This window comes from Ancylobacter sp. FA202, from assembly GCF_000380205.1.
Classification (GTDB): domain Bacteria; phylum Pseudomonadota; class Alphaproteobacteria; order Rhizobiales; family Xanthobacteraceae; genus Ancylobacter.
This window is the reverse complement of sequence record NZ_KB904818.1, coordinates 4824004-4839056: the sequence shown is the minus strand read 5'-3', so window position 1 is coordinate 4839056 and position 15053 is coordinate 4824004. Positions and strand designations below refer to the sequence as shown.

Sequence of the window (15053 nt, the reverse complement as noted above, 5' to 3'; positions counted from 1 at the left end):
GGCGACGGCATAGGGCAGGGCGGGCAGGGAATCGGCATGGCGTTCATCGAGTCGTTCCAGCCGGGCGATTTCCTTTCCACTATCGTCAGCCTGCTGGTCGCCTTCGCCATGGGCACGCTGATCGGCGCCGAGCGGCAATACCGCCAGCGCACGGCCGGCCTGCGCACCAATGTGCTGGTGGCGATCGGCGCCGCTCAGTTCGTCGACATGGCGATGCACCTGGCCGGCCCCGAGGGGGCGGTGCGGGTGGTCGCCTATGTGGTGTCCGGCATCGGCTTTCTCGGCGCCGGCGTCATCATGAAGGAAGGCACCAATATTCGCGGCCTGAACACAGCGGCGACGCTGTGGTGTTCGGCGGCGGTGGGGGCCTGCGCCGGGGCGGATCTGGTCGCCCAGTCGGTGCTGCTCACCGGCTTCGTGCTGGCCGGCAACACTCTGCTGCGCCCGCTGGTGGGCGCGCTGGAGCGCCTGCCGCGCGACGAGGAATCGACCGAGGCGACCTATGGTGTCAGCGTCATCACCGGCGCGACGGTGGCGGCGGAACTGCGCAGCAAGGTTTCCAGCCTGCTGGAAGCCGCGAAGTTCCCGATCGACGAGGTCGAGATCCAAGACCGGCCGGACGGCACGGCGGAGCTGCGCGCGACGCTGGTCAACACCTCCGTGCGGGTGGCCGAGCTGAATGCCGCGGTGGCGCGGCTGCGCCACCTGCCCGGCGTGACCTCGGCCGATTGGACCCGCTCGGCGGCCGATTGAGGCGGGCGGCCGCTATTGCGGGGCGGGCGAAGAATCGGGCGTGGCTGTCTGCGTCGCCGCGAGCCGCGCCTCCATCCGGTCGAGCTCGGCGCGCAGCCGCTCGATGACATCGGCAGCCTCCGACAGCTCATCCTCGACCTTGTCGCGGCGGAACTGGTCCAGATTCGCCGCCATCGCCCGCAGGCGCTCCACGATATTGCCGCTCGGCACGTTGCTCTCCCTGGTTTTCCGGCGGCCCCGGGCTCTGCGCGGAGGCCGCTTTTCCAGCCGTCTGGCTATCGCGATTTTGTGACTGGCTGGCAACAGTGTCACGCATTCGCAACCATAACCCAAGACCACGGCGCCCACGCCGCGAAGCCGCCACAAACCGGCACGAAATCCGACGGATAGACGGGGGATAAAGGTGTCGGATGCGGCGCCGACAAGAAGCCCCCGCACCGGGATGCGTGAAGAAAATGGACGTCAGGACGATCATCGACAAGCGGAACCTGCCGAGCCGCCACGTGACGGAAGGCCCGTCGCGCGCGCCGCATCGTTCCTATCTCTACGCGATGGGGCTGACCCGCGAGCAGATCCATCAGCCGCTGGTCGGCGTCGCCTCGTGCTGGAACGAGGCCGCGCCCTGCAACATCTCGCTGATGCGTCAGGCGCAGGCGGTGAAGAAGGGCGTCGCGAGCGCAAACGGCACGCCGCGCGAATTCTGCACCATCACCGTCACCGATGGCATCGCCATGGGCCATGATGGCATGAAGGCCTCGCTCGCCTCGCGCGAGGTTATCGCCGACTCGGTCGAGCTCACCATTCGCGGCCATGCCTATGACGCGCTGGTCGGCCTGGCCGGCTGCGACAAGTCGTTGCCAGGCATGATGATGGCGATGCTGCGCCTCAACGTGCCGTCGATCTTCATCTATGGCGGCTCGATCCTGCCGGGCTCCTTCCGGGGCCAGCCGGTGACGGTGCAGGACATGTTTGAGGCGGTCGGCAAGCACTCGGTGGGCCTCATGTCCGACGAGGACCTCGACGAGCTGGAGCAGGTCGCCTGCCCCTCCGCCGGAGCCTGCGGCGCGCAGTTCACCGCCAACACCATGGCCACCGTCTCCGAGGCGATCGGCCTCGCGCTGCCTTATTCGGCCGGCGCGCCGGCGCCTTATGAAATCCGCGACCGGTTCTGCATGGCGGCCGGCGAGCAGATCATGGATCTCGTCGCCCGTAACATCCGTCCGCGCGACATCGTCACGCTGAAGGCGCTGGAGAACGCCGCCACCGTGGTCGCCGCCTCGGGCGGGTCCACCAATGCGGCGCTGCACCTGCCGGCGATGGCGCATGAGGCCGGCATCAAATTCGACCTGTTCGATGTCGCCGAGATCTTCAAGCGCACGCCCTACATCGCCGATCTCAAGCCCGGTGGGCGCTATGTCGCCAAGGACATGTTCGAGGCCGGCGGCATTCCGCTGCTGATGAAGACGCTGCTGGAGCACGGCTTCCTGCATGGCGACTGCCTCACCGTGACTGGCCGCACCATTGCCGAGAACCTCGCTTCGGTGAAGTGGAACCCGCACCAGGACGTGGTCCGCCCGGCCAATGACCCGATCACCGTCACCGGCGGCGTGGTCGGCCTGCAGGGCAATCTCGCTCCCGATGGCGCCATCGTGAAGGTGGCGGGGCTCAAGACCCAGAAGTTCACCGGCCCGGCCCGCTGCTTCGACGGTGAGGAAGCGTGCTTCGAGGCCGTGACCCACCGCGCCTATCAAGAGGGCGAGGTGCTGGTCATCCGCTATGAGGGGCCCAAGGGCGGGCCCGGCATGCGGGAAATGCTGTCCACCACCGCCGCCCTCTATGGGCAGGGCGTGGGCGACAAGGTGGCGCTGATCACCGATGGGCGCTTCTCGGGCGCCACGCGCGGCTTCTGCATCGGCCATGTCGGGCCGGAGGCGGCGGTCGGCGGGCCGATCGGGCTGATCCGAGACGGCGACATCATCACCATTGACGCGATCGAGGGCACGCTTGACGTGGCGCTTTCGGACGAGGAATTCGCCGCCCGCCGGGCGGAGTGGAAACCGCGTCCCTCGCCCGTCGGCTCGGGGGCCATCTGGAAGTTCGCGCAGGCCGTGGGACCCGCCCGTGATGGCGCGGTCACTCACCCCGGCGGCGCGGCTGAGACGGCGTGCTATGCGGATGTATGATCTTTCGGGCCTCAGGCCCCTTATCCTTCTTTGCGCGCTCGTGCTGGCGCCGTCGGTGGCGTCGGCCTTCGACGGCACCCCCGGCGCCGACGCGCCGCCCGGTGCGGCCGTGCCGGCGGGCAAGCCGCGCACCATTGAAGAATCCGTGCGCTTCGGCGCGCAGGCTCTGCGTTCGGGCCAGACCGAGCAGGGCATCGATTCGCTGCGCTACGCGGCCGAAAAGGGCCATGCCGGCGCGCAGTGGAAGCTCGGCCGCATGTATGCGGAAGGCGAGGGCGTCGAGCGCAACGACATCAAGGCGTTCGAGTATTTCAGCCAGATCGCCAACATGCATGCCGACGACAACCCGGCGACGCCGGAGGCGCGCTTCGCGGCGGATGCCTTCGTGGCGCTCGGGGCCTATTATCTCGTCGGCATTCCCAACAGCAAGGTGCGCCGCGACGCCACCCGCGCGCGCGACATGTTCGCCTATGCCGCCTCCTATTTCGGCGACCCCGGCGCGCAATATCATCTGGCGCGGCTCTATATCGACGGCGATGGCGTCGACCGCGACCCGCGCTTTGCCGCGCGCTGGCTCGGGCTGGCGGCGCAGAAGGGCCAGTATCAGGCGCAGGCGGCGCTGGGCGGCCTGCTGTTCAAGGGCGATGACGGCATTCCCCGGCAGGCGGCGCGCGGCCTGATGTGGCTGACGCTCGCCCGCGACGCCGCGGCCGGCCCGCAGGACAAATGGGTGGTGGACCTCTATGAGGACGCCTTCTCCAACGCCAGCCCGGACGAGCGCGCCATGGCGCTGGTCTATCTCGAACAGTACATGAAGACGGTGCGCTGAGGCGCGCGGCTCCAGCCCGGCCTGTCGGCCAACGTCATCCCGGACGGCCGCAGGCCGATCCGGGATCGGCTCGGTGACGGAGAGCGATCCTGCGGCTCTCGCTCCGCGCGGCCGGGATGAGGGAAACCTGAACCCGCCAGCGCCTAAAGCGACAGCTCCGCCCACACCGGCACATGGTCGGAGGGCTTTTCCCAGCCGCGCACATGCTTGTCGACACCCACCGCCGTCAGCCGGTCGGTGGCCTGTGGCGAGAGCAGCAGATGGTCGATGCGGATGCCGTTGTTCCGCTGCCAGGCGCCGGCCTGATAATCCCAGAAGCTGTAGATGCCGGCCTCTTCAGTGGTGGCGCGCAGCGCATCGGTCATGCCGAGATTGAGAATTTCGCGGAACGCCGCCCGTGTCTGCGGCAGGAACAGCGCGTCCTCGGTCCAGGCCTCGGGATGGGCGGCATCTTCCGGCTCGGGAATGACGTTGTAGTCGCCGCAGACGATGAACGGTTCCTCGAAGGCGAGGCGCCCAGCGATATGGGTTTTCAGCCGCTGCATCCAGCCGAGCTTGTAGGGGTATTTCTCCGTGCCCACGGGGTTGCCGTTGGGCAGGTAGATGCCGCACACGCGCAGCGAGCCTTCCGGGGTCGAGACCACCACCTCGATGAAGCGCGACTGCACATCGGCCTCGTCTCCGGGCAGCCCAGTCGTCACCTCGTCAAAGGGCAGGCGCGAGAGCACGGCGACGCCGTTGAAGCCCTTCTGGCCATGCACGGCGACATTGTAGCCGAGCGCCTCGAATGTCTCGCGCGGAAACGCCTCGTCGGCGCATTTCAGCTCCTGCAGGCACACCACGTCCGGCCGGGTCTCGGTGAGCCAGGCCACCGCATGTTCCTGGCGTTGCCGGATCGAATTGACGTTCCAGGTAGCGATACGCATCGGGCTCTCACGGGCAGGCGGGAAGGGGGCGGTGAATCGGCCGCCACTCTACAGCACTGGCAGCAGCCGGCGCACGATGAGGGCGGAGGAGAGCGCCACTTCGTCGACGAACTGGCGGAAATCGAAATGCGAGTCGCGCCCGGCGAGATCGGAAAGGGTGCGGACCACCAGCCACGGCACGCCATAGGCAGCGGCGGTCTGAGCCATCGCCCCGCCCTCCATCTCCACCGCCGCACCGCCAAGTTCCCGAAACAGGCGCTCGCGCAGCATCTCGGAATTGATGAACTGGTCGCCGGTGAGGATGCGGCCATAATGCAGCTGAGGCGCCCTCTCGCCGCCGGCGGCCGATAGCGGCGCCAGCGAAAGCGCGGCCAGGGCCGCCTGGACGCGCTCCAGCAGGGGGCCATCGGCGCTGTGGCCGAGCTCTTCCTGCGGGCTGAAGAAGGGCAGGTGCCCCGCCTGGTAGACGATGAAGGCCTCGTCCGCGTCGTAATAGCCAGCATCGTGCTGCACGACATGGTCGGCGATCACCACATCGCCGATGGACAGCGCCGGGTCGAGGCCGCCGGCAATGCCGGAGAACAGCAGCAGGCGGCAGTCGAACCGTTCCAGCAGCAGCGTCGCGGCGATGCCGGCATTCACCTTGCCCATGCCGGCGCGTGCCAGCACGACCTCATGGCCATCAAGCCGGCCGGCATGGAACACCATGCCGGCGCGCTCGGTGATTTCGGTGCCGGTGAGATTGTCGGCGAGAAAGGCGAATTCCTGCGGAATGGCGCAGAGCACGCCGACCGGGCGCATCAGAGGGCGAAGCTGGTGCCGCAGCCGCAGGAGGCGGTGGCCTGCGGGTTGGCGATGCGGAACGAGGCGCCGATCAGGTCGTCGACATAATCGATATGCGAGCCGGACATGTATTCCAGCGACACGGGATCGATCACCACGCTGGCCTCACCCTCGGCGATGACGATGTCGTCCGCCTCGCGGGAGCGGGTAATGTCGAACTTGTATTGGAAGCCGGAACAGCCGCCGCCTTCCACGCTGACCCGCAGCATGCTCTCCGGCGGCTCGCCACGGAGAATCTCGGCGATCCGGCGCGCCGCGCTGGCGGTGACGCCGACGGCGGTGGCCGCAACGATGTCGGGCGAAGAACCTGCGCTCATGTTGCTCACTACCCGTTGAATATGACCTATAGCGATAGTTAAGTGCTGCCGCCCGCGAGTCAAAGGGGCTGCGCGCGCGACTGGCAGGAGAATTGCGCATGGCGGTGGCCGAGGCAGCGCCGCGTGCGCCATGGGCGTCGAGGGCCGAGGACAGCCGCGGGCGGCTCCATCCCGAGCCCGGCGGGGACGCCCGCAGCGCCTTCCGCCGCGACGCCGACCGCATTATCCATTCCAGCGCCTTCCGCCGGCTCGCCTACAAGACGCAGGTCTTTTCCTATCATGAGGGCGACCATTACCGGACGAGGCTGACCCATACGCTGGAAGTGGTGCAGGTGGCGCGCTCGGTCGCCCGCGCGCTGGGGCTCGACGAGGATCTGAGCGAGGCGCTGGCTCTGGCGCATGATCTCGGCCACCCGCCCTTCGCCCATGCCGGCGAACGGGTGCTCGACACCTGCATGGCTGCCTATGGCGGCTTCGATCACAATGCGCAGTCTCTGCGGGTGGTGACACGGCTGGAGAACCGCTATCCCGATTTCGACGGGCTGAACCTCTCCTGGGAGACCCATGAGGGGATCGTGAAGCATAATGGTCCGGTGGCGGGCCCGCTGCCGCACGCCATCGCGGTGCATGCCGAGCGGCAGGATCTGTGGTTGTGGAGCTGGCCCTGCGCCGAGGCGCAGGTCGCCGCCATTGCCGACGACATCGCCTATGATGTGCACGACCTCGACGACGGGCTGCGCGCGGGCCTGTTTGATCTCACTGAACTGACTGGCCTCCCGCTTGTCCACACTGTCCTCTCCGACATCCACGCCCGTTGGCCCGATCTTGACCGCGCGCGGGTGTTCCACGAACTCGGCCGGCGCATGATCACCGTGCTGATCGGCGACGTGGTGGCGGAGAGCCGCCGGCGGATCGAGGCGGCCCGTCCGGACGATGCCGACGCCATCCGCCGCCTCGGCCATGCGGTGATTGGGTTTTCAGCGGAAACGGCGGCGGCGGAAAAGGCGATCAAGGCCTTTCTTTTTCCTCGCATGTACCGGCATCCGCGCGTCATGGCGACGATGGAAGCCGCCGGCGACGTGGTGCGCGAGCTGTTCGCCCGCTACATGGCCGACACAAAGGCGCTGCCGGAGGAATGGCGCGCCAGCGTGGAAGGGCGCGGCGAGGCTGCCCGGGCGCGGCGCATCGCCGATTTCCTCGCCGGCCAGACCGACCGCTACGCCTTGGCCGAGCACGCCCGGCTCTTTGACAGGGCACCGGAACTGCGGTAGCGGCAGCGGCCCCTTCTGGGTCTGGCCGTGCCGGGAGATGATCCTCATGAACCTCTTCGCCCTCTTCGCCGACCACGTCCGCGACGCCCTCGCAAAGCTCGCAAGCGAAGGCGTGGTGCCGCCGGGCGTCGATACCGCGCGGGTGGTGGTGGAGCCGCCGCGCGACGCCAGCCATGGCGACCTCGCCACCAATGCGGCCATGGTGCTGGCCAAGGATGCCGGGCTGAAGCCGCGCGATCTGGCCGAGAAGCTGGCGACCCACCTGGCCGCGATTCCCGGCGTGGCGAAGGTGGATGTGGCCGGCCCCGGCTTCATCAATCTCAGCCTCGACGGCACCTATTGGCCGCAGGTGATCGGAGCCGTGCTGCGGCAGGGCCGGGAGTTCGGTCGCTCGGATTCCGGCGGCGGGCAGGCCATCAATGTCGAATATGTCTCGGCCAACCCCACCGGCCCGATGCATGTCGGCCATTGCCGGGGGGCGGTGTTCGGTGACGCGCTGGCCAATCTCCTGGCCTTTGCCGGCTGGAAGGTGACGCGCGAATATTACATCAACGATGCCGGCGCGCAGGTCGATGTCCTCGCCCGGTCGGCCTTCCTGCGCTATTGCGAGGCGCTGGGCGAGGAAATAACCATCCCCGAGGGGCTCTATCCCGGCGACTATCTCGTCCCCGTCGGCAAGGCGCTGGTGACGAAATATGGCCGCACGCTGCGCGACAAGCCGGAAGCGGAGTGGCTGCCGGCGGTGCGGGATGTCGCCATCGACGCTATGATGGCGATGATCCGCACCGATCTGGCGGCGCTGAACATCCATCATGAAGCGTTCTTCTCCGAGCGGACATTGCACGCCCGCCCCGACGGGGCGCCGAGCACCATCGACCGCCTGCTCGACACGCTGCGGGCGCGCGATCTCGTCTATGAGGGCCGCCTGGCGCCGCCCAAGGGGCAGCCGGTCGAGGACTGGGAGGACCGCGAGCAGACGCTGTTCCGCGCCACCCAGTTTGGCGACGATGTGGACCGGCCGCTGATGAAATCGGACGGCGCCTATACCTATTTCGCCGCCGACATCGCCTATCACAAGGACAAGTTCGACCGCGGATTCAAGCGGATGATCGACATCTGGGGCGCCGACCATGGCGGCTATGTCAAGCGTATGCAGGCGGCGGTGAAGGCCGCGTCGGACGGCGCGGCGAGCCTTGATGTCGAGCTGTGCCAGCTGGTGCGCCTGCTGCGCAATGGCGAGCCGGTCAAGATGTCCAAGCGCTCCGGCGATTTCGTCACCCTGCGCGACGTGGTCGACGAGGTCGGCCGCGACGCGGTGCGGTTCATGATGATCAACCGCAAGAACGACGCCGTGCTCGACTTCGATCTCGCCAAGGTGATCGAGCAGTCGCGCGAGAACCCGGTGTTCTATGTGCAGTACGCCCATGCAAGGGCGAGCTCGATCCTGCGCAATGCGCGGCAGGCGTTTCCGGACCTGCCGGAGGCGACGGTTGAATTCGCCGGCGCGGCGCTGTCACGGCTGAGCGACGAAGGGGAACTCGGCCTTGCTCGGCTGATCGCCAACTATCCGCGCATGGTCGAGCAGGCCGCCTCGGCGCGCGAGCCCCATCGGGTGACATTCTATCTGTACGATCTCGCCAGTGCCTTGCACGGACAGTGGAGTCGCGGGAAGGATTCGCCTCATTTACGCTTCATTATCGAAGATGATCGAGAATTGACTTATGCGCGGCTGGCTTTGGTGCACGCGGTCGCGCTGATCATCGCTTCAGGACTTTCCATTCTTGGAGTCGATGCTCCCGAAGAAATGCGGTGAGCGCGTCGCGACGGTTCGTTCGACCTGCCGCTCCCGTGATGCCGCCCGGTGGGCGGTCCTCGTTTTGATCGTGGCGAACAGGTTCTGAAGATGGGCAATGAGAACATGCGTGATCGGCCGGAAAACGCCGCCGAGGATCCGCTTGCCGAACTTGCGCGCCTGATGGCCCAGGAAGACGATTTCGCGGAGCTGCTGCGGCAGGCGCCACCGGCCCATCAACCCGCTGCGCCCCAGCATCCCTCTTCCCGGCCCGTCGCTCCCGCGCCCACGCGCCCTCCGCTGACCGCCCGCCGTCCGGCGGAGGAGGGGCGCCCGGCGCCCGGCTCCTTTGCCGCGCTGGCGGCGGAAGTCTATGGCGAGGGCGTGCCCCGCACCGCGCCGCTGTCGCGCTCCGGTGCGGAGGAGGCGGCCCGCGACGCGCATCGCGAGCCGGCCCGTGGCGAACGTCCCGATCCGCGTGCGGCCTATGTTCCGCCGCGCCCGCAGGCCACCGATGCGGCGCGCCGTATGCCGGCGTCGCGTCCGGAGATGCCGCCGGGCGCCGCTCCCTCAGCGCCGCAGCGTCCGCTGCCGCCGCGGGCCGAACCGTTGCGCGCAGAAGCGCCGCGCCCCGAGGCTCCTCGCGCCGATGCTACCCGCACCGACGCGCCGCGCGCCCCGGCGGCGCGGGCGCCGATGACGCCGGCGGACATGGCCCGGCAGGAAGCGCTTCGGCAGGACGCCCTGCGGCAGGAGGCCGTGCGCCTGGATGCCGCCCGGCAGGATTTCGCCCGACAGGATCTGGCCCGACAGGAAGCGGCGCGTCAGGAAGCGGCGCGCCACGAGGCGATGCGCCGTGAGGCGCAGCGTCAGGAAACGGTGCGCCAGGATGCGGCACGTCGCGAGGCGGCTGCGCGCGAGGCTGTGCGCGGGCCTTCCGCGCAGCCGGCCAGCGCCGACGAGGCTTCCGACGAGTCCCGCGTGCCGGCCTGGATGACCCGGGCCACGGCCGCCGCCCGCGCTGTCGATGTCCCGGTGGCGCCGGCTCAGCCTGTGGCGCCCGCCGCGCCCCCGCCGCCGGCAGCCCGGCAGGTGAGCCCGCCGGCCCCGCAGCCCGTCGATCTCGACGAGGACGCCTATGATTACGGGCGCTCGGCCGGCGATTATCCGCCGGATGCCGGCTCCTATGACGAGTACGCTGCGGAGGAGGAAGCTCCACGTGGCCCCAATCGCAAGCGCCTGCTGATGATCGGCGGCGCGGTGCTGGTGTTCATCGGCGCGGCGGCGCTCGGCTATGTCCTGGTGTCCGGCCCGTCGGGGTCTGGCGTGTCGGGCGCGCCGCCCGTCATCCGCGCCGACCAGGGGCCAAACAAGGTGGTCCCGAACCAGCCGGTGGCGGAGCAGACCGCCGATGGCCAGAAGCTGATCTATGACCGTGTCGGCGGTGGCGCGACCACCGGCAACGAGCAGGTGGTTTCCAGCGAGGAGCAGCCGGTCGACGTGTCGCAGGCGGCGCAGCCGCAGCCGCGCGTCATCCAGACCACTCCTTCGGCGGGTGGCGCCGGCTCGGCCGAACCCAAGCGGGTGCGGACCCTGACCGTGCGCGCCGATGGCACCGTCGTGGAAGTACCGGCCCCCGCCGCGCCCCTGCCGCCCGGCGCCTCTGCCGGGCCGGCGGGCAATCCCGTCGCGCTGAATCTCGGCACGGGCGGGGCGGTGCCGACGACGCCAATGCCGCTCTCGGCGACGCCCTCCATCGTCGAAAACATGCCTGCCGACGCGACCCCGGCCCCAGCTCCGGCCCCAACCCCAGCGGCGGCGCCTGCTGCCCGCGTTGCGGCGGCCCCTGCCGCCTCGGCAAGCACTGCGGCCGTGCCGGCCGGTGCCTTTGTCGTACAGATCGCCGCCGTTCGTTCCGAGGCGGAGGCGCAGGCGACCTGGCGCAGCGCCCAGGCCCGGTACTCGGACCTGCTGCGTAACCAGCCTTTCAGCGTGAAGCGGGCCGATCTCGGCGACAAGGGGATTTATTACCGGGCACAGGTGGGCAATTTCAGCTCGCGCGAGGGCGCTGTCGGCCTGTGCGAGGCCCTGCGCGCCCAAGGCACGACCTGCATGGTCGCGCGCAACTGAGACGCCAGGCCCTCATGAACGCCCCCAACGCGCCGCGCGCCTTCATCACCGGCTGCGCCGCAACTTTGCTCACCCCTGACGAGACCGCCTTCTTGAAGGAGGCGGCCCCGTGGGGGCTGATCCTGTTCCGTCGCAATGTGGAGAGCCCGGCGCAGGTGGCCGCGCTGGTCGCCGCTTTCCGTGCCGCGGTCGGCCGCGCCGATGCAGCCGTGCTGATCGACCAGGAGGGCGGACGGGTGCAGCGGCTCGGTCCGCCGCACTGGCCGGCCTACCCCCCCGCCGAGGTTTTCGCCCGCCGGGCCGAGGCCGGCGATGTGGAAGGCGCGGCGGAGGCGGCCCGGCTCGGTGCCCGGCTGATGGCGGCCGATCTCGCCGCGCTTGGTATCACGGTGGACTGCGTGCCCTGCGCGGATCTGCGCCTGCCGGAAGGCCATGGCATCATCGGCGACCGTGCCTATGGGTCGACCCCGGCGCAGGTGGCCCATCTCGCCCGCGCCGCCGCCGAAGGGCTGATGGCGGGCGGCGTGCTGCCAGTGCTCAAGCACATTCCCGGCCATGGCCGTGCCAATGCTGACAGCCATGAGAGCCTGCCCATCGTCGAGACCCCGCGCGCCGAGCTGGAAGCGACCGATTTCGCGCCGTTCCGCCTGCTGTCCGATCTGCCGCTCGGCATGACGGCTCATGTCGTCTATGCCGACATCGACCCCGACCGGCCGGCAACGACGTCGCCGAAGGTCATCGAGGAGATCATTCGCGGCCATATCGGCTTTGACGGCGCGCTGATGAGCGACGATCTCTCCATGGGCGCGCTTGCGGGTTCGCTCGCACACCGCACCGAGGCCTCCTTCGCCGCAGGTTGCGACCTGGCGCTGCATTGCAATGGGCGGCTCGACGAGATGGCGGAAGTGGCCTCCCGCACCCCGGTACTGCAGGGCGAGGCGGCACGGCGCTGCGCGGCGGCGCTTGCACGAATCAATCCGGCGGAAGAAATAGCCCTCGGCGAGGCGCGGGCGCGTTTTTCGGCTATGATCGCGACGTCCTGAACGTCGATCGCGGTCCCGCATGGTTCAAAGCCAGTTCACCTTCGATGCCGACGCCGCGCGCCAGGCGGACGAGCCCGCCTTGGTGGTGGATGTCGACGGCTTCGAGGGGCCGCTCGACCTGTTGCTGGCGCTTGCGCGCACGCAGAAGGTGGATTTGCACCGCATTTCCATCCTGCAACTCGCCGAGCAGTATCTGCTGTTCGTCGAGGCCGCGCGGCGCATCCGGCTGGAACTGGCGGCCGACTATCTGGTGATGGCGGCCTGGCTCGCCTATCTCAAATCCCGCCTGCTGCTGCCCGATCCGCCGAAGGAGGAGGGGCCGAGTGCCTCCGATCTCGCGGCCGATCTTGCCGAGCGCCTGCGCCGGCTGGAGCAGATCCGCGCCGCCGCCGCCCATCTCGCCACCCGCGACCGCATCGGCCACGAGGTGTTCCAGCGCGGCGCCCCGGAACCGCTGCAGGCGGCGGGGCCCATCGTCTATGAGGCGACGCTTTACGACCTTCTCGCCGCCTATGGCGCGCAGCGCCAGAAGATGGCGCTCTCGCAGGTGCGCTTTCCCCCGCGCAACGTGATCTCGCTTGCCGAGGCGCGCGAGCGGCTGGAGCGGCTGATGGGCCGGCTGGCGCTGCACGGCGAATGGGCCCGGCTCGACGGCTTCCTGCTCAACTGGATCGCCGACCCGAAGATGCGGGCGACAGCGCTGGCCTCGGGCTTTTCGGCGACGCTGGAGATGGTGCGCGAGGGCCTGATCGACGTGCAGCAGGAGGAGAGCTTCGCGCCGATCTGGATCCGCAGCCGACGCGACGTGCCGGGGGAGGGCGCATGAGCGCCGAAGCCGCCCGCGTCGCGGGCCCCGACCCTGAGCTGGAAGAGGTGGCGCCCGACGCTGTGTCTTCCACCGTCCGCGACCCGGATCTGCGCCTGCTGGAGGCGATGCTGTTCGCCGCCGGCGAGCCACTGGACGAGGCGATCATCGCCGCCCGGCTGCCGGAAGGCGCGGATGTGCGTGCGCTGCTCACCGCGCTGTCGGCCGATTACGCCGATCGCGGCTTCAACCTGGTGCGGGCGGCCGGAAAATGGATGCTGCGTACCGCGCCCGATCTCGGCTTCCTCCTCGCCCGCGACAAGCCGGAGCCGCGCCGGCTCTCTCGCGCCGCGCTGGAGACGCTCGCCATCATCGCCTATCACCAGCCCGTCACCCGCGCCGAGATTGAAGAAATTCGCGGCGTCTCGACCAATAAGGGCACGCTCGACGTGCTGCTCGCGGCCGGCTGGGTGCGCCTGCGCGGGCGGCGGCGCAGCCCGGGGCGACCCGTCACCTATGGCACCACCGAGACCTTCCTGGTCCATTACGGGCTGGATGCCATCCAGGACCTGCCGGGCCTCGACGAACTGCGCGGCACCGGGTTGATCGATTCGCGCGTCGCCGCCGGCCTGACCGTCCCGCTGCCCAGCGACGACCCGGACCTGAAAGATGATGAAGACCCGCTGGAGCCGGAATTCGAGCTGTCCTTCGCGCCCGAGCCGGATGGCGACGACGATCAGGACGGCTGAGAACCTCCCATGTTGACAGAGACAGGAACCACCATGCCGTCCCAGCCCTCCCGCACGCCGGTCTCGCTCGCCAGCCGGCTGGTGATCGAGGATGTGCACCACGGTTATGGCGAGGTGGAAGCGGTGCGCGGCGTCAGCCTCACCGTCGAACCGGGCGAGATCATCTGCCTGCTCGGCCAGTCCGGTTGCGGCAAGACCACGCTGCTGCGGCTGATCGCCGGCATCGAGCGGCCGACGCGCGGGCGAATCCTGCTCGACACGCATGTGGTGGCCGGCCCCGAGGCCTTCGTGCCGCCGGAAAAACGCGCCATCGGGCTGGTGTTCCAGGACTATGCGCTGTTCCCGCACCTCACCAATGTCGAGAATGTCGCCTTCGGCCTGCGCCGTCTGGGGCCGGCCGGGGCGCATGACGAGGCGATGCGGGCGCTTGAGCGTGTGCGTCTGGAAGCCTATGCGGAAAACTATCCACATGCTTTGTCGGGCGGTGAGCAGCAGCGTGTCGCGCTCGCCCGCGCGCTCGTGCCGCGCCCCGGCATTCTCCTTATGGACGAGCCGTTCTCGGGGCTCGACAGTCGGCTGCGGGGAAGTGTGCGCAGCGAGACGCTGAAGGTGCTGCGCGATGCCCGCGCCACCTGCATCATCGTCACTCACGACCCGGAAGAAGCGCTGCGATTGGGTGACCGGATCGCGCTGATGCGCAAGGGAAAACTCGTCCAGGTGGGCCCGCCGGAAGAGCTCTACCGCCACCCCGCCGACATTGAAGTGGCCCGTTTCTTCTGTGAAATCAACGAGGTGGAGGGCGTGGTGAGCGGCGGCCGGGTGGCGACGGCGCTTGGTCGTTTCCAGGCGCCCGGCCTTGCCGAGGGCGCCGGGGCAATCGCCGCCATCCGCCCGCAGGGGATCGAGCTCAAGGCGCCCGGCTCGGGCGTGCCGGGGCGAATCATCAACCACCGCTTCCTCGGCGAACTCGACCTCTATGAGGTGGCGGTGGAGGGGCTGGACCGGCCATTGGTCGCACGCCGCCGCACCACGGCCGGCCTATTGCGTGGGCATGACGTCGGAGTGAACATCGAGCCGGCGGAGGTTCTTGTCTTCGCCACAGGCCGGCCCTAGTGTCCGGTTTCAATTGCGATGCGCGGCCGCGAGGGGCCGGCGGCGCTTCGGACAAGGGAGTTTTGTGATGGGTTCGTTGAGCATCTGGCACTGGATCATCGTGCTGGTGGTCGTGCTCCTCCTCTTCGGTCGCGGCAAGCTGTCCGAGCTGATGGGCGATGCCGCCAAGGGCATCAAGGCGTTCAAGAAGGGCATGGCCGACGACGAGGATACGGCGGCGAAGCCTGGCGAGCCGGCGCGTTCGCTCGATCACCAGCCGAAGGTGGAAGCCGAGCAGACCAAGGTCAGCTGATTTCCGG

At 69.0% G+C, this 15053-nt stretch carries 15 protein-coding genes; 11 read left to right on the top strand and 4 right to left on the bottom strand.

What is annotated here, in order from left to right:
- The first annotated feature begins 36 nt into the window (after positions 1 to 36).
- Entirely contained in the window at positions 37 to 753 is a 717-nt protein-coding gene (locus A3M1_RS0122550; protein ID WP_018391255.1) for an MgtC/SapB family protein, read from the top strand.
- 12 nt (positions 754 to 765) lie between these two features.
- Here A3M1_RS0122550 and A3M1_RS0122545 read toward each other — a convergent pair whose 3' ends face one another.
- A complete protein-coding gene (locus A3M1_RS0122545) occupies positions 766 to 963 on the bottom strand; it encodes a hypothetical protein (protein WP_018391254.1) in 198 nt (65 codons plus the stop codon).
- A 245-nt stretch (positions 964 to 1208) separates the two neighbouring features.
- Between A3M1_RS0122545 and ilvD the strand changes: the two genes are divergently transcribed.
- Both ilvD and A3M1_RS0122535 read left to right on the top strand, forming a co-directional pair.
- Positions 1209 to 2936 (top strand): dihydroxy-acid dehydratase, encoded by a 1728-nt coding sequence (gene ilvD, locus A3M1_RS0122540; RefSeq protein WP_018391253.1) that lies wholly within the window; start codon positions 1209 to 1211, stop codon positions 2934 to 2936.
- On the top strand, positions 2929 to 3765 hold the full coding sequence (locus A3M1_RS0122535; RefSeq protein WP_018391252.1) for a tetratricopeptide repeat protein: 837 nt from the start codon (positions 2929 to 2931) through the stop codon (positions 3763 to 3765). The genes ilvD and A3M1_RS0122535 overlap by 8 nt, the downstream gene beginning before the upstream one ends.
- 143 nt (positions 3766 to 3908) lie before the next feature.
- On the opposite strand, the gene xth is transcribed toward A3M1_RS0122535, so the two are convergent.
- Genes xth through A3M1_RS0122520 form a run of 3 tightly spaced genes read right to left on the bottom strand, consistent with a single transcriptional unit; the run spans position 3909 to position 5851 of the window.
- A complete protein-coding gene (gene xth / locus A3M1_RS0122530; RefSeq protein ID WP_018391251.1) occupies positions 3909 to 4691 on the bottom strand; it encodes an exodeoxyribonuclease III in 783 nt (260 codons plus the stop codon).
- A 48-nt stretch (positions 4692 to 4739) separates the two neighbouring features.
- Entirely contained in the window at positions 4740 to 5492 is a 753-nt protein-coding gene (locus A3M1_RS0122525; protein WP_018391250.1) for a 5'-methylthioadenosine/adenosylhomocysteine nucleosidase, read from the bottom strand.
- Positions 5492 to 5851 carry an iron-sulfur cluster assembly accessory protein gene (locus A3M1_RS0122520; protein WP_018391249.1) on the bottom strand — a complete coding sequence of 120 codons (360 nt, stop codon included), beginning with the start codon at positions 5849 to 5851 and terminating at the stop codon, positions 5492 to 5494. Before A3M1_RS0122520 ends, A3M1_RS0122525 begins: the two co-directional genes overlap by 1 nt.
- A 98-nt stretch (positions 5852 to 5949) precedes the next feature.
- Between A3M1_RS0122520 and A3M1_RS0122515 the strand changes: the two genes are divergently transcribed.
- The 8 genes from A3M1_RS0122515 to A3M1_RS0122480 all read left to right on the top strand — a co-directional run bounded on the left by A3M1_RS0122515 (position 5950) and on the right by A3M1_RS0122480 (position 15046).
- Positions 5950 to 7122: a deoxyguanosinetriphosphate triphosphohydrolase gene (locus A3M1_RS0122515; RefSeq protein WP_018391248.1), complete on the top strand. Its 1173-nt coding sequence runs from the start codon at positions 5950 to 5952 to the stop codon at positions 7120 to 7122.
- A gap of 46 nt (positions 7123 to 7168) precedes the next feature.
- Complete coding sequence (gene argS, locus A3M1_RS0122510) at positions 7169 to 8935, top strand: arginine--tRNA ligase (RefSeq protein WP_018391247.1); 1767 nt, start codon at positions 7169 to 7171, stop codon at positions 8933 to 8935.
- A gap of 90 nt (positions 8936 to 9025) precedes the next feature.
- Complete coding sequence (locus A3M1_RS0122505; protein WP_018391246.1) at positions 9026 to 11044, top strand: SPOR domain-containing protein; 2019 nt, start codon at positions 9026 to 9028, stop codon at positions 11042 to 11044.
- Between the two features lie 14 nt (positions 11045 to 11058).
- On the top strand, positions 11059 to 12087 hold the full coding sequence (gene nagZ / locus A3M1_RS0122500; protein WP_018391245.1) for a beta-N-acetylhexosaminidase: 1029 nt from the start codon (positions 11059 to 11061) through the stop codon (positions 12085 to 12087).
- Positions 12088 to 12106: 19 nt separating this feature from the next.
- Entirely contained in the window at positions 12107 to 12913 is an 807-nt protein-coding gene (locus A3M1_RS0122495; RefSeq protein ID WP_018391244.1) for a ScpA family protein, read from the top strand.
- Positions 12910 to 13641: an SMC-Scp complex subunit ScpB gene (scpB, locus tag A3M1_RS0122490; protein WP_018391243.1), complete on the top strand. Its 732-nt coding sequence runs from the start codon at positions 12910 to 12912 to the stop codon at positions 13639 to 13641. The genes A3M1_RS0122495 and scpB overlap by 4 nt, the downstream gene beginning before the upstream one ends.
- 33 nt (positions 13642 to 13674) lie before the next feature.
- Positions 13675 to 14754: an ABC transporter ATP-binding protein gene (locus A3M1_RS0122485; protein ID WP_018391242.1), complete on the top strand. Its 1080-nt coding sequence runs from the start codon at positions 13675 to 13677 to the stop codon at positions 14752 to 14754.
- 67 nt (positions 14755 to 14821) lie between these two features.
- Positions 14822 to 15046, top strand: coding sequence for a twin-arginine translocase TatA/TatE family subunit (locus A3M1_RS0122480; protein ID WP_018391241.1), 225 nt, complete (start codon positions 14822 to 14824; stop codon positions 15044 to 15046).
- Positions 15047 to 15053: the final 7 nt, after the last annotated feature.